10 protein-coding genes and 1 tRNA gene are annotated in these 14,014 nt (G+C 65.9%); 9 read left to right on the top strand and 2 right to left on the bottom strand.

The window, feature by feature from the left end:
- Positions 1-17 precede the first annotated feature (17 nt).
- From ACYQ4T_RS17335 to ACYQ4T_RS17300, 8 genes are all read left to right on the top strand, one after another.
- Positions 18-1,430: an amidase gene (locus tag ACYQ4T_RS17335; RefSeq protein ID WP_459856692.1), complete on the top strand. Its 1,413-nt coding sequence runs from the start codon at positions 18-20 to the stop codon at positions 1,428-1,430.
- Between the two features lie 112 nt (positions 1,431-1,542).
- Positions 1,543-1,977 (top strand): MaoC family dehydratase, encoded by a 435-nt coding sequence (locus tag ACYQ4T_RS17330; protein WP_395019461.1) that lies wholly within the window; start codon positions 1,543-1,545, stop codon positions 1,975-1,977.
- Between the two features lie 193 nt (positions 1,978-2,170).
- Positions 2,171-3,163: a bifunctional riboflavin kinase/FAD synthetase gene (locus ACYQ4T_RS17325; protein ID WP_459856690.1), complete on the top strand. Its 993-nt coding sequence runs from the start codon at positions 2,171-2,173 to the stop codon at positions 3,161-3,163.
- 55 nt (positions 3,164-3,218) lie between these two features.
- Entirely contained in the window at positions 3,219-6,014 is a 2,796-nt protein-coding gene (gene ileS, locus ACYQ4T_RS17320; RefSeq protein ID WP_459858051.1) for an isoleucine--tRNA ligase, read from the top strand.
- Entirely contained in the window at positions 6,011-6,517 is a 507-nt protein-coding gene (lspA, locus tag ACYQ4T_RS17315; protein WP_459856687.1) for a signal peptidase II, read from the top strand. The genes ileS and lspA overlap by 4 nt, the downstream gene beginning before the upstream one ends.
- 13 nt (positions 6,518-6,530) lie before the next feature.
- Entirely contained in the window at positions 6,531-7,130 is a 600-nt protein-coding gene (locus ACYQ4T_RS17310; protein WP_459856684.1) for a DUF3035 domain-containing protein, read from the top strand.
- Complete coding sequence (locus ACYQ4T_RS17305) at positions 7,114-8,559, top strand: M16 family metallopeptidase (protein WP_459856681.1); 1,446 nt, start codon at positions 7,114-7,116, stop codon at positions 8,557-8,559. The genes ACYQ4T_RS17310 and ACYQ4T_RS17305 overlap by 17 nt, the downstream gene beginning before the upstream one ends.
- 188 nt (positions 8,560-8,747) lie before the next feature.
- Positions 8,748-9,995 carry a M16 family metallopeptidase gene (locus ACYQ4T_RS17300; RefSeq protein ID WP_459856679.1) on the top strand — a complete coding sequence of 416 codons (1,248 nt, stop codon included), beginning with the start codon at positions 8,748-8,750 and terminating at the stop codon, positions 9,993-9,995.
- An 11-nt stretch (positions 9,996-10,006) separates the two neighbouring features.
- Here ACYQ4T_RS17300 and ACYQ4T_RS17295 read toward each other — a convergent pair whose 3' ends face one another.
- Both ACYQ4T_RS17295 and ACYQ4T_RS17290 read right to left on the bottom strand, forming a co-directional pair.
- On the bottom strand, positions 10,007-12,064 hold the full coding sequence (locus tag ACYQ4T_RS17295) for a transglycosylase domain-containing protein (RefSeq protein WP_459856677.1): 2,058 nt from the start codon (positions 12,062-12,064) through the stop codon (positions 10,007-10,009).
- A gap of 237 nt (positions 12,065-12,301) precedes the next feature.
- Complete coding sequence (locus tag ACYQ4T_RS17290; RefSeq protein WP_459856675.1) at positions 12,302-13,474, bottom strand: DUF2336 domain-containing protein; 1,173 nt, start codon at positions 13,472-13,474, stop codon at positions 12,302-12,304.
- 414 nt (positions 13,475-13,888) lie between these two features.
- Between ACYQ4T_RS17290 and ACYQ4T_RS17285 the strand changes: the two genes are divergently transcribed.
- Positions 13,889-13,975, top strand: a tRNA-Leu gene (locus ACYQ4T_RS17285).
- Positions 13,976-14,014 lie beyond the last annotated feature (39 nt).

The raw sequence follows: 14,014 nt of genomic DNA, 5'->3' as shown, positions 1-14,014 counted from the left end.
AGGAGGAAATCGACAAGATGAATGAGCTTTGGCGCCTGAGCGCCTGCGCCGTCACCGACTTGCTGCGCCGCGGCAAAGTCTCGCCGGTCGAGCTGATCGACGCGGCGCTGGCCCGCATCGCCGCCGTCAATCCCGCCGTCAACGCTCTGGTGACCTTGGGCGAAGAGCGCGCGCGGGCGCAGGCCCAGCGGCTGATGCAGCTGCCCATCGAGGCGCGCGGCATGCTGGCGGGCCTGCCGATCGCGGTCAAAGATCTGAACGACGTCGCCGGCCTCAGGACGACTTACGGCTCGCCAATCTATGCCGACAACGTGCCGACGCGTTCCGACATCATGGTCGAGACGCTCGAGGGCAACGGCGCCATTCCGCTCGCCATGTCGAACACGCCGGAGTTCGGCGCCGGCGCCAACACCTTCAACGAAGTCTTCGGCGAGACGCTCAATCCCTGGAACACCAAGCTCAATGCCGCGGGCTCGTCGGGCGGTTCGGCGGCGGCCTTGGCGACCGGCCAAGTCTGGCTGGCGACGGGATCGGATCTCGGCGGATCCTTGCGCACGCCGGCGAGCTTTTGCTCGGTGATCGGTCTTCGGCCTTCGCCGGGGCGCGTCGCCAACGGCCCGCGCGAGCAGAATTTCGACACGCTCTCTGTCAACGGGCCGATGGCGCGCAATGTCGAGGACGCGGCGCTGATGCTCGACGCCATGGCCGGCTGGCATATCGAGGATCCGATCTCGCTGGAAAAGCCGGCGGAGCCCTTCCTCTCCACGGCGCGGCGGCGCAAGAAGCCGAAGCGCGTGGCGCTGATCCTTGCCCCCGCCGGGTTGCCGATCGAGCCCGAGGTGATCGCCGGCGTGCGCGCGGTGGCGGAGAGGCTCGCCAGGGAAGGCATCATCGTCGAGGAGGCGAGTCCGGATTTCGGCGGCGTCGGCCAGGCCTTCCAGACCCTGCGCGCGGTCGATTTCTCCAGCAGCATGGGCGCGCTGCTGAAGCAGCATCGCGACAAGCTGAAGCCCGATGTGATCTGGAACATCGAGAAGGGCCTTGCGCTCAAGTCCGAGGAGATCGGCAAGGCGCTGCTGCGGCGGGCACGTCTCTACAGCGAGGTCGCGGCCTTCTTCGGCAGCTATGACGCGATGCTGCTGCCGGCGGCGCCGATCCTGCCGCGCGACGTGAAGGAGCGCTGGCCACGAGAGATCAACGGCGTGCAACTCGAGAATTATGTCGAATGGCTGAAGCTGGCGGCCCTCATCACCATGACCTCTTGCCCGTCGCTGGCCTTGCCGGGCGGGTTCTCGGCGGACGGGCGGCCGATCGGGATCCAACTGGTCGGCAAGCCCCGCGGCGAGGCCGGCCTGCTCTCCCAGGGGCTCTGGATCGAGGACCTGCTCGGGCTCCGGGATGCGGTACCGATTGACCCCAGAACTCCTTGATTCAACGAGAGAAAATAACCTTTCGCGGCGCAGCGTGACGCCTTGTGACGGGGGGATGCGCCCGATATAGTGCCGCGCCAAATCAGGCGAAGAGACGGATTCCGAGGGCGACATGGACGAATTGCGCGGCAAATACCTGGACGAGATCACCGAGGGCATGAGCGCGGTCTTCTCCAAGACCGTAACCGAGGCCGATATCGTGCTGTTCGCCGGCATCACCGGCGACACCAATCCGGTCCATCTCGACGAGGAATTCGCCAAGCCGACCATGTTCAAGGGGCGGATCGCCCATGGCATGCTGACAGCGGGCTTCATCTCCGCGGTGTTCGGGACCAAGCTGCCCGGGCCGGGCTGCATCTATCTCAGCCAGAACTTGAAGTTCAAGGCGCCGGTGAAGATCGGCGACACGGTGAAGGCCCGGGTCACGGTCAGCGCCATCGACCAGGAGAAGGCGCGCGTCACCTTCGCCACCACGGCCCATGTCGGCGACAAGATCGTCCTCGACGGCGAAGCGCAGCTGATGGTGCCGCGCCGGCCGGCGCAGTGATGCCAGTCGGAGAGAGTCATCGACCCCTCACCCCGCCCTCTCCCGCAAGGGCAGAGGGGGTTTCTATTCGCTGCGGCTACAGACGGTCTCGCGAACTTACGCGCGGTGCGCGGTGTAAGCCCCCCTCTCCCCTTGCGGGAGAGGACCGGGATGAGGGGTCGAGGATTTCTTCCGCATTTGTACCAGCACCGCCATGCGGCTGATCCGGCATTTCGAGGATGTGCCCGCGGAGCTCCAGGGCGCGGTGATCGCCATCGGCAATTTCGACGGCGTGCACCAGGGCCACCAGGTGGTGTTGGGCCAGGCGGCGGAGCAGGCGAAGAAGCGCGGCGCCAAGCTCGGGGTGTTGACCTTCGAGCCGCATCCCCGCTCCTTCTTCAAGCCGGACGAGCCGCCGTTCCGGCTGACGCCGTTCCGCATCAAGATGCGGCATCTGCAGGATCTCGGCGTCGATGTCGCCTTCGTGCTGACCTTCGACCACGACATGTCGCAGCGGAGCGCCGATGAGTTCGTGAACGCGGTGCTGGTGAAGGGCCTGGGCGCCGCGCATATCGTGGTCGGTTCGGACTTCTGCTACGGCAACAAGCGTGGCGGCAATGCGACCACGCTGAAGGCCGCCGGGGAGAAGCTCGGCTTCGGCGTCACCGCGGTCTCGCCGCAGACCGACCAGAAAGGCGCCGTCTATTCCTCGACCCTGATCCGCGACGCGCTGGCCAAGGGCGATCCGCTGACCGCCGCCGCCTGCCTCAACCGGCCCTGGGAGATCGAGGGCCGGGTCGAGCATGGCGACCAGCGCGGGCGGCTGCTGGGTTTCCCGACCGCCAACATCGCCTTGGGCGAGTTCATGCACCCCAAGCTGGGCGTCTATGCGGTGAAAGCCGCCGTGGACGGCGGCAGCGGCTTGCAATGGATCGGCGGCGTCGCCAATCTGGGGATGCGACCGACCGTCGGCGGGACGAGAGTCCAGCTCGAAGTGCATCTCTTCGACTATGCCGGCGACCTCTATGGCCGGCATCTCCGGGTGGCGTTGCTCGGGTTCATCCGGCCGGAGATGAAATTCTCCGGCCTCGATCAATTGAAGGCGCAGATCGCCGCCGACAGCGACACCGCAAGGCGGATGCTGGCCGAATATCGCGGGCCGGCTTTGCGCGAGCACCCGGCGAGCCTGCCGGAAGATTTGAACTGAAGGACCGAACGTGGACTACAAAGCGACCGTGTTTCTGCCGAAGACCGATTTCCCGATGCGCGGCGACCTGCCGAAGCGCGAGCCGGAGATCCTGGCCTCCTGGCAGAAGATGAACCTGTTCCGCCGCCTGCGCGAGACCTCGAAGGGCCGCGACAAGTTCATCCTGCATGACGGCCCGCCCTACGCCAACGGCAACATCCATATCGGCCATGCGCTGAACAAGATCCTGAAGGACGTGATCAACCGCTCGCAGCAGATGAGCGGCAAGGACGCCTTCTACATCCCGGGCTGGGACTGCCACGGGCTGCCGATCGAATGGATGATCGAGGAGAAGTACCGCAAGGCCGGCAAGAACAAGGACGAAGTCGCGATCATCGACTTCCGCAAGGAATGCCGCGAATTCGCCGCGCATTGGATCGACGTGCAGCGCGAGGAGTTCAAGCGGCTGGGCGTCGAGGGCGACTGGGATAATCCCTACACCACGATGAAGAACGCCTCCGAGGCGCAGATCGCCGCCGAGATCGGCAACTTCCTGATGAACGGCGGGTTGTTCCGCGGCTCCAAACCCGTCTTGTGGTCGGTGGTGGAGAAGACCGCCCTCGCCGAGGCCGAGGTCGAATACAAGGAGCACACCTCGGACACGATCTGGGTGAAGTTCCCGATCGTGCAGGCGCCGGCGAAGGAACTGGAAGGCGCGAATGTGGTGATCTGGACCACGACGCCCTGGACCATCCCCGGCAACCGCGCGGTCGCCTATGGCGAGAACGTGGACTATGTCGCGCTCGAGGTGACCGGCGTCGGCGAAGGCGCGCTGGTCAGGACCGGCGAACGTCTGCTGGTGGCCGAGGCGCTGAAGGCTGCATTCGAGGCGGATGCCAAGGTCACCGGCTCGAAGCCGGTCTGGTCGGGCAAGGGCAGGGCGCTCAAGGGCACCGTCACCAAGCACCCCTTCGCCGGGCTCGATCCCTACTATGCGACGTTCCAGGTGCCGGCCCATGCCGGCGATTTCGTCACCACCGATGCCGGCACCGGCTTCGTGCATATCGCGCCGGGCCACGGCGCCGACGACTATGTGCTCGGCATCGCCAACGGCATCGAGGTGCCGCAGACCGTCGACCCGGACGGCGCCTATTTCCCGCATGTGGGTCTCTTCGCCGGCAAGCGTGTGCTGACGCCCTATGGCAAGAAGGGTGACGCCAACGGCGCGGTGATCGAAAAGCTGAAGGAAGCGGGTGCCCTTGTCGCCAACAGCACCGTGACCCACGAGTATCCGCATTCCTGGCGTTCCAAGGCGCCGCTCATCTTCCGCAACACGCCGCAATGGTTCATCTCCATGGCGAAGAACGATCTGCGGAAGATCGCGCTCGTGGAGATCGAGAAGACCCGCTTCGTGCCACCGCAGGGCAAGACCCGCCTCTATTCGATGATCGAGAACCGGCCGGACTGGGTGATCTCGCGCCAGCGCGCCTGGGGCGTGCCGATCGCGGTCTTCGTCGAGAAGAAGACCGGAAAGCTGCTGCAGGACCAGCAGGTCATGGACCGCATCGTCGGCATCTTCCAGAAGGAAGGCTCGGACGCCTGGTTCGCCAGCGAGCCTTCGCGTTTCCTCGGCAACGACTACAACCCGGACGACTACGAGCAGATCAAGGACATCGTCGATGTCTGGTTCGAATCCGGCTCGTCGCACAGCTTCGTGCTGGAGCCGCGCAAGGACACCGACCTCAAATGGCCGGCCGATCTCTATCTCGAGGGCTCGGACCAGCATCGCGGCTGGTTCCACTCTTCGCTGCTGGAATCCTGCGGCACGCGGCAGCAGGCGCCGTTCAAGGCAGTGCTGACCCACGGCTTCACGCTCGACGAGCAGGGCCGCAAGATGTCGAAGTCGCTGGGCAACGTGGTCGCCCCGCAGAAGGTGATGGAGCAATACGGCGCCGACATCCTGCGGCTCTGGGTCGCGGCCTCGGATTATTCCGACGACCAGCGGATCGGGCCGGAGATCCTGAAATTCATGGCGGACCACTATCGCCGCTTGCGCAACACCTTCCGCTATCTGCTGGGCGCGCTCGATGGCTGGAGCGAGACTGAGCGCCTCGCGGCCGCGGAGATGCCGGAGCTGGACCGTTGGGTGCTGCATCGCCTGGCTGAACTCGACGGCAAGGTGCGCGAGAGCGCGCGGGATTACGAGTTCCACAGCCTGTTCACCGAGCTGCACAACTTCTGTGCCGTCGATCTCTCGGCCTTCTATTTCGACATCCGCAAGGACGCGCTCTATTGCGACTCGCCTTCATCCAAGCGCCGGCGCGCGACCCGCACGGTGCTGCACGAAGTGTTCTCGCGCTTGACCGCCTGGCTGGCGCCGATCCTCTGCTTCACCGCCGAGGAAGCCTGGCGCGCTCGCCCCTTCATAGGGGGTGAGGAGAGCGTGCATCTCAGGGTCTATCCGGAGACGCCGGCGGATTGGCGGGATGACGCGCTGGCGGCGCGCTGGGAGAAGATCCGCGACATCCGGCGGGTCGTGACCGGCGCGCTGGAACGCGCCCGCGCCGACAAGAAGATCGGCTCCAGCCTGCAGGCCGTGCCGGTCGTGCACCTGGCGCCGGAGCGCCAGGCCGAGCTCGACGGCATCGACCTCGCGGAGATCGCCATCACCTCGGGCGCCACGCTGGAAGGCGGTCAGGCACCTGACGGCGCCTTCACCCTGCCCGACGTCGGCGGCGTCGCCGTCGTCGTCAACCTGGCCGAGGGCGAGAAATGCGAGCGCTGCTGGCAGGTCTTGACCGAGGTCGGCAGCCACCCGGCGCATCCGACGCTGTGCAACCGCTGCACGGATGCCGTGGAGACGCATGCATGACCTTCAAGATCGCCGATCGGCGGGTCTTCCGCCTGGGGATCGCGCTCTGCGTCGCCATCATCGTCGCCGACCAGGTTTCCAAGGCGATCATGATGTCGATCCTGGAACAGCATCCCTTCGGAATTCCCGTCCTGCCGGTATTCTCGCTGGTGACGGCGTGGAATCCGGGGGTGAGCTTCAGCATGCTGCGCTTCCTGCCGCCGGAAGCACTGTCAGGTTTCGCCATTCTGGTCTCATTCGGCCTGATCTATTGGCTGACCCGGGTTGAAAATAGGGTGATTGCGCTGGGAATCGGCTTTGTCGCCGGGGGTGCGCTCGGAAACGTGATCGACCGCCTGCGGTTCGGAAAGGTGTTCGATTTCCTGGACTTCTACCTGTCTCCCGACGGATGGCACTGGCCGGCCTTCAATCTGGCGGATTCCAGCATCTTCGTGGGCGTGGTCTTGTTACTGATCGACGGGTTGTTTCACCGGGTCGATCGCGCTAAAACGGAGCATTCCTAGGAGATTAGGGACCATGCGCCGATCCTTGCTGACCCTGCCCCTGGCACTCGCCTTGGCCGTGCCGACACTTGCCGGCTGCTCCAGCACCAAGGAGATGCTGGGTCTCACCAAGCGTTCGCCCGACGAGTTCCAGGTCGTCTCGCGGGCGCCGTTGAGCATGCCGCCGGATTACAGCCTGCGCCCGCCGACACCCGGCGCGCCGCGGCCACAGGAAGGCACGACCACCCAGCAGGCGCAGAGCATCGTCACCGGCTATCAGCAGTCCGGCAGCACGCTGGCGCCCGACCAGATTCCGTCGATCGGCGAAGGCGAATCGACCTCGACCGAGTCCGCGGGCGAATCCGCCTTCCTGCAAAGTGCCAGTCTCACCGGCATCGATCCGAACATCCGCAAGATCGTCGATGAGGAGACCTCGGCCGACCAGGATGCTTCGCAGAGCTTCCTCGACGACCTGATCTTCTGGCGGGCACCCGAGCCCTACGGCACCGTGGTCGATCCGGTCGCCGAGCAGAAGCGGCTGCAGGAAAACCAGGCCCTCGGCCAGCCGACCGATACCGGCGAAACCCCGATCATCGAGCGCAAGAAGAAGGGCCTGTTTGAAGGCGTATTCTAGGCGCAACCCAAGCCGCAGACGCGTTCGGCCGGCGACTTGGCTCGCCGGCCTTGCGTTTTGGGCTGCGCTCATCCCGCCCCTGGCCATAGCCGGGCCGGCGCGGGCCGAGCTGTTCGAAGCCGATACCTTCACGCTGGAGAACGGGCTGCAGGTCGTGGTGCTGCCGAAGCACCTGGCGCCCGTGGTCTACCAGATCCTGGCCTACAAGGCGGGTGCAGCCGACGGCGCGCCGGGCAAGAACGGCGTCGCACATTTCCTTGAGCACCTGATGTTCAAGGGCACGCAGAAGTTCGGCAACGGCGTTTTCACCCGGGAAGTCGACAGGCGCGGCGGCAACGACAACGCCTTCACCAACCAGGACGTCACCGCCTATCACCAGCAGATCGCCAAGCGCGACCTGCCGCTGATCATGGAGATGGAAGCCGACCGCATGAACGGCATCATCCTCAGCGACCCGATCGTGCTGCCGGAGCGCGACGTGATCATCGAGGAGCGGCATCAGCGGATCGAGAACAATCCCGGCGCCCAGCTGGGCGAGATGATGAACGCCGTGCTGTTCCTGAACCATCCCTACCGCCTGCCGATCATCGGCTGGCAGCACGAGATGCAGACCTACACCACCCAGGACGCGATCGACTTCTATGGGAAGTATTACGCACCCAACAACGCGGTTCTGGTGATCGCGGGCGACGTCACCACCGAGGAGGTGAAGGCGCTGGCCGAGAAATATTATGGCCCGCTGCCGAAGAAGGATCTGGCGCCCCGCCAGCGCCTGCAGGAGCCGGAAGCCTATGCGCCGCGCCGCGTCACGCTGGAGAGCGAGTTCGTCGACCAACCCTCGGTTAGCCGCATCTACCTGGCGCCGTCCTTCCGCACCGCGGAAGGCAACCAGGCTTACGCGCTGCAGGTGCTGGACGAGATCCTCGGCGGCAACAACGTCGGCCGGCTCTATCGGCGCCTGGTGGTCGACCAGGGTCTCGCCGATTATGCCGGGTCCAACTACGACGCCAGCACCTATGACCAAGGCAGCTTCGCCTTCTACGCCGCGCCGCGCCAGGGCGGCAAGGTCGAGGCAATCGAGCAGGCGGTCGATGCAGAGATTGCCGACCTGCTGAAGAACGGCGTCACCGACCAGGAGGTCGCCGACGCCAAGCGGCGGATGGAAATCTCGGCGGTGAAGTCGCGCGACAGCCTGAACGGCGCCGCGCAATTCGTGGCGACGCGGATCGCGACCGGCAGCAGCCTCGCCGATATCCAGGCCTGGCCGGACCGGATCAAGCAAGTCACCGCCGCCGACGTGCTCGCCGCGGCCAAAGCGGTGTTCGATCTCAATCGCTCGGTGACCGGCACCCTGCTGCCCAAGCCGGGCGCGGAGTCCGGTGCCCCGCCCGCGACCCCGCCGGCCGCGATCGGCGGAGGGATTCAGTGAGTCATATGCACCCTCTCGGTGACTCGTACCCCCACCCCAGCCCTCCCCCGAATCGGGGGAGGGGGTTCTTCTTCTCCCGCCCCCGAATCGGGGGCGGGCCGGGGTGGGGGTGCGTAAGAGCGATCTCGTTCATTTTCGTCGCCCTCCTTTTCGCCCCGCTGCCGGCCCGCGCGGTCGAGATCCAGTCGGTGGTCTCGCCCGGCGGGATCACCGCCTGGCTGATCGAGGACCATTCCAATCCGCTGATCTCGCTCGCCTTCGGGTTCAAGGGCGGCGCGTCCGGCGACCCGCAAGGCAAGGAAGGGCTGGCGACCTTCATTTCCGGCATGCTCGACGAAGGCGCCGGCGGCATCCCCTCGGCGGATTTCCAGAAGCGCCTGGCCGACCACGGTATCGAGTTCGGCTTCGACGCCTCGCTCGACAGCTTTACCGGATCACTGCGCTTCCTGAGCGACGACCGCGAACTTTCCTTCGAGCTCCTCGGCCTGGCGCTCACCAAGCCGCGCTTCGACGAGGAGCCGATGAAACGGATGCGCGGCCAGTTCATCTCTTCCGCGGCGCAGGACGAGCGCGATCCGGAAGCGATTGCCGGCCGCGCGCTCAACGGCATGTTGTTCGCGGGCCATCCTTACGCCCGGCGCAGCGGCGGCACGCCGCAATCCCTGGCCGCGATCACGGTCGATGACTTGCGCGGCTTCGTCGCCGCGAATTTCGTGCGCGATCGCCTGAACGTCGCGGTGGTCGGCGATGTCACGCCGGAGCAATTGAAGCCGCTGCTCGACAAGGCCTTCGGCGCGCTGCCGGAGAAGGGTCCTGCGATCGCGGTTCCGGAATCGAAGGTGGATGACAAGGGCGGGCTTGCAGTGATCGAGCGCGACATCCCGCAGACCATCCTGCTGTTCGGCGCACCGGGCATCAAACGCGAGGATCCGGATTTCTTCGCCGCCTACCTGGTCAACTACACGCTCGGCGGCGGCGGCTTCTCCTCGCGGCTGATGAGCGAGGTGCGCGAGAAGCGCGGTCTCGCCTACGGCATCGACACCGACCTGGTGACGCTCGACCATGCCGGCGCGATCATGGGCAGCGCCCAGACCGTCGCCGCACAAGCCTCGCAGGTGATCGACCTCACCCGCGCCGAATGGGCCAAGATGCAGCAGGAAGGACCGACACAGGCGGAGATCGACGCGGCGAAGACCTATCTGCTCGGCTATTACGCGCAGAATTTCACCACCACCCGGTCGGCCGCGCGCACCCTGCTCGGGATCCAGATGGAGGGTCTGCCCATCGACTACCCGACCCGGCGCGAGCAGGAAATCTCCGCCGTCACCCTGGAGCAGGCGAAGGCCGCGGCCAAGCGGATCTTCGATCCGGCCAAGCTGGTGGTGGTCGCGGTCGGCCAGAAGGACGGCCTCACGCCGACCCGCGAGGCGCCCTAGCCGGCAACTGGCTAGCGCGTGCTGCGCTCCGGCTTCTTCGGCGGCTGCTTCTGCTGAGTCGGCGCACCGCTTTCGTTGACCGGAGCGCTCTGGTCGGCGCCACCGCCGAGAATGCTGTCCACCAGGCGGTCGAGCAGGCCGGGTTCCTCGGCGCTGGCGGTCGTGGTCGCCGGCCCTGCGGTGGCACCGGGAAGCTGCAGCGGCTCGCCGGCGGCCAAGAGCGGCCCGACCCCGGCCGGCAGCGGCAAGGGCGCCGGCGGCACCCCGGCCAGCGCTTCCATCATGTAGTCGTGCCAGATCTCGACCGGCAGCGATCCGCCGGTGACCTTGTTCATCGGCTTGTTGTCGTCATTGCCGACCCAGACACCCGTGACCAGCTGCGCGGTCAGCCCGATGAACCAGGCATCGCGGAAATTCTGGCTGGTGCCGGTCTTGCCGGCCGCCGGCCGGTCGAGCTGCGCATGCTTGCCGGTGCCCCAGTCGACGGTCGCGGTCATGACGTCGAGCATCTCGCGCACGGCGGTGGGCGAGGCCACGGCGCCGAGACCGGAGCCCTCGCGCTGGTAGAGCAGCTTGCCGCTGCGGGTCTGGATCTTGGTGATGCCGTAGGGCAGCACGCCCTGGCCCTTGTTGGCGAAGGTCGCGTAAGCCGCGGTCAGCTCCAGCACCGTGGTCTCGCTGGTGCCGAGCGCGATGGAGGCATCGTTGCCGAGCGGCGTATCGATGCCGAGGCGCTTTGCGGTCTCGATCACGTTGCTGCGGCCACTGCGCTCCGAAAGCTGCACCGCCACCGAGTTCAAGGAGCGGGCGAAGGCTTCGCGCAGCGAGACCGTGCCGTAAAACTTGTCATTGTAGTTGCCCGGCCGCCACTTTCCGATCGAGATCGGCGCATCGACCATGGTGCTGTCCGGCGTCATGCCGCGCTCGAAGGCGTTCAGGAAAACGAAGGCCTTGAAGGCGGAACCAGGCTGGCGCATGGCCTGGGTCGCGCGATTGTACTGGCTGTGTTTGTAGTCGACGCCGCCGACCATGGCGCGGACGGCGCCGTCCGGCGTCAGCGAGACCAGCGCCGCTTCGCTGGCATTCTGCTTCGGGCCTTCCCTGGCGAGTACCTGCGCGAGATTGCGCTCGGCGATGCCCTGCGCGCGCGGATCCAGCGTGGTCTGCACCACCAGGTCCTCGTTGGTGAAGCCGATATAGGACGAGACCTGATCGAGCGCCCAGTCGGAGAAATAGCGCGCGACCGGCGGCATCGGCGCGTTGTCCTCGGCCCCGGTGGACTGGCTGCCCGCCTGATTGGCCTGCTCCTCGGTGATGAAGCCGGCATCGACCATGTTCTGGATGACCACCTGCGCGCGGGTGGCCGCGGCGATCGGGTCGTTGTTCGGGTTGTAGCGCGAGGGCGCCTTCAGCATGCCGGCCAGCATCGCCGCCTGCAGCAGGCTGACATCCTTGGCCGGCCGCCCGAAGTAGCGCCGCGCCGCCGCATCGACGCCGTAGGTGCCGGAGCCGAAATAGACCCGATTGAGATAGAGCTCGAGGATCTCGGTCTTGGTGAAATTGTGCTCCAGCCAGAACGACAGCAGCAGCTCCTGCCCCTTGCGGTGCAGCGAGCGTTCCGGCGTCAGAAAGACGTTCTTCGCCAGCTGCTGGGTGATCGTGCTGCCGCCCTGGACCAGGCTGCCCGAGGTCAGGTTCACGTAGAGCGCGCGCAGCAGGCCGATGGGATCGATGCCGTAGTGGCTGTAGAAGCGGCGGTCTTCGGTCGCCAGCACGGCAGCTGGCAGCGCGCTCGACATCCCATCCAGATGCGTGAACTCGCCGTAGAGATCGCCGTAGCTGGCGAGCAGGGTACCGTCGGCCGCGATCAGGGTGATCGAGGGTTGGCGTTTGACGTCGTTGAGGCTGCTGACGTCGGGCAGGTCGAAGGCGCACCAGCCGAGGAACAGCAGCCCCGCGAAGCCGCTCCAGATGGCGCCGACCGCGCCCCATTTCAGCCCGGCCCACATCAGGCGCCGGCGCCAGGAACGCTGCGGCGGCCGCCCGGTCTTGGTAGTCCCTTTTGCCATGCGCCTCTTCTAGCTGATTCGCGGCCCTTTCAGAATCCAAGAAAGGGCGGGCGAAGCGGCTCTTGCGGCGCCGTTATGCGCGGTAAATGGGGCGAAACCGGGGCGTCCGTCCCTCTCTCTGTCGTCATTGCCGGGCTCAGCGGACGAATGTCCGCCTTCGCGGACGGGGCCGGCAATCTTGCGCCGATTGGAGCCAGATGCCCGAGTCAAGCCCGGGCATGACGATTCAGGGAGGCGTTAGTGGGCGCTGGCGCTCCGCAGCGGGGTGACTTCGGGGCCGCGGCCGCGGTCCTTGCCGTTTTCAAGGCGCATCAGCACCTCGGTCACACGCTGGTCGAAGGATTGCTCCGGATTGGCGCCGCCCAATTCGAGGTCGATCACCGCCAGCACCTCGGCCCGCCAGCCAGCCGGCGCGAAGCCGAAGCGGCGCGAGCGGACGTTGCGCGAGAGCTCGATGAGACGGATGAACAGGCCCTTGAGCTTCGGCTCGAAGGCGCAATGCTCGAACAGGCGCTCGGCACCCCGGCCGCTCTCGTCGGCGATCAGCAGCCGTACGTTCCGGCTGGGGATCCGCGCCTGCAAGGCGAGCGCCGGCAGCAGGAAGGTGAAGTTGCCGAGGCAGAGCGCGCGCAGGATCAGGCTGGTGGTCAGGAGCTTGTTGTCGGCCAGGCGCTCGACCAAGCCGCGGATCTCGTCCGCCGACTGGTCGAGGGCGAAGCTGGTCAGCAAGACATGCTCGCGGCCGTGCTGGATCAGGCGCGAGACCCGGTGCGCCGGGATGTCGTAACGCTCGATCAGCTTCTGCAGCACCTTGCCGCCGACGACGGCGGTCAGCCTCTCGACGATCGCCAGCGGCAGCATGCTGCGCTGGCTGACGGCTTCCACCACCGGCTGGTTCTCGGCGAAGCGGTCCATCATGCGGTGCATCGATGCGACGTCGATTTCCGCATTGTCGTTCGACGCGACGCGCAAGACGCAGACCTCATCCTCGGTCTTGATCAGCGCGCTGGTCAGCGGTGCGGTCAGCTTGGAGCGCTTGGCGATGGCGCGGGCATGGCCGATCGAATGGCGGTCGATCACCGCCAGCAGGTCCTCGTCGCTCAGCGCCAGCGACTCGGCCAGGATCGGCTCCGCAACTTCGAGCACGTCGTTGGCGAGGCGCGTCGCCAGGCGGTGGTCGAGCCAGGGCACGTTCTTCAGGAACTTCGCAAGCTCGGCGCGGATCTCGATCTCGGCCTCGGGCAGGACGCGATCGATGATCGCGTAAGCGATCAAGCGCTCTTCCAGCCCCACGACGCCGCTGGCCAGAACCTCACCCACGCGCAGCATGGTGGCCGCGCGCGTGGCGGGCGTCCGGTCCGCCGCCAGTCTCTCGACATCTTCCTGCGATAGATAAGCCAAAGCGATCATCCCCGAGTCCAAGTGAAACCTCGTCACCCAACAATCTTTGCTCGTCCTCGTATCAATGCATTTCTACAATATAGGTTTCGCGTCCGCAACAAAAAAAGTAAGTAAATCAATTAGTTATCATAATAACTAATAATAGATTTCAATAAAACCAAATATTCCCTGCATTCGATTTGCATTTTCCCGGCATTCGCGGATCGGGGTCGCCGGACGCGCTGCCACGGCGCCCGGTTGTCAGCGAATTTCATGCCGCAGGCCGCCGCCGGCGGAAAATCCTGTGGAAAAGTTCCAGCACGGACCAAGGGGAAAACCGGGGACGCCCAATGGCTTGCGGAGCAGCCGGTCTTCGCTATGATGCGCGCCGCCGCCGGGCGCCTAGCGCCTGGAGGTGTGCCCATGGGAGACACCCGTGGGGGAGCCCCTGTGGCGGAATTGGTAGACGCGCCTGACTCAAAATCAGGTGGATTCACATCCGTGCTGGTTCGAGTCCGGCCAGGGGCACCATCCGAATTGTCGTGTAGAATACCCATACCACCCCCGACC

The sequence above is a fragment of the Dongia sp. agr-C8 genome, from assembly GCF_054658695.1.
The sequence above is the reverse complement of the archived record's forward strand: the minus strand, read 5'-3'. Positions and strand labels throughout refer to the sequence as shown.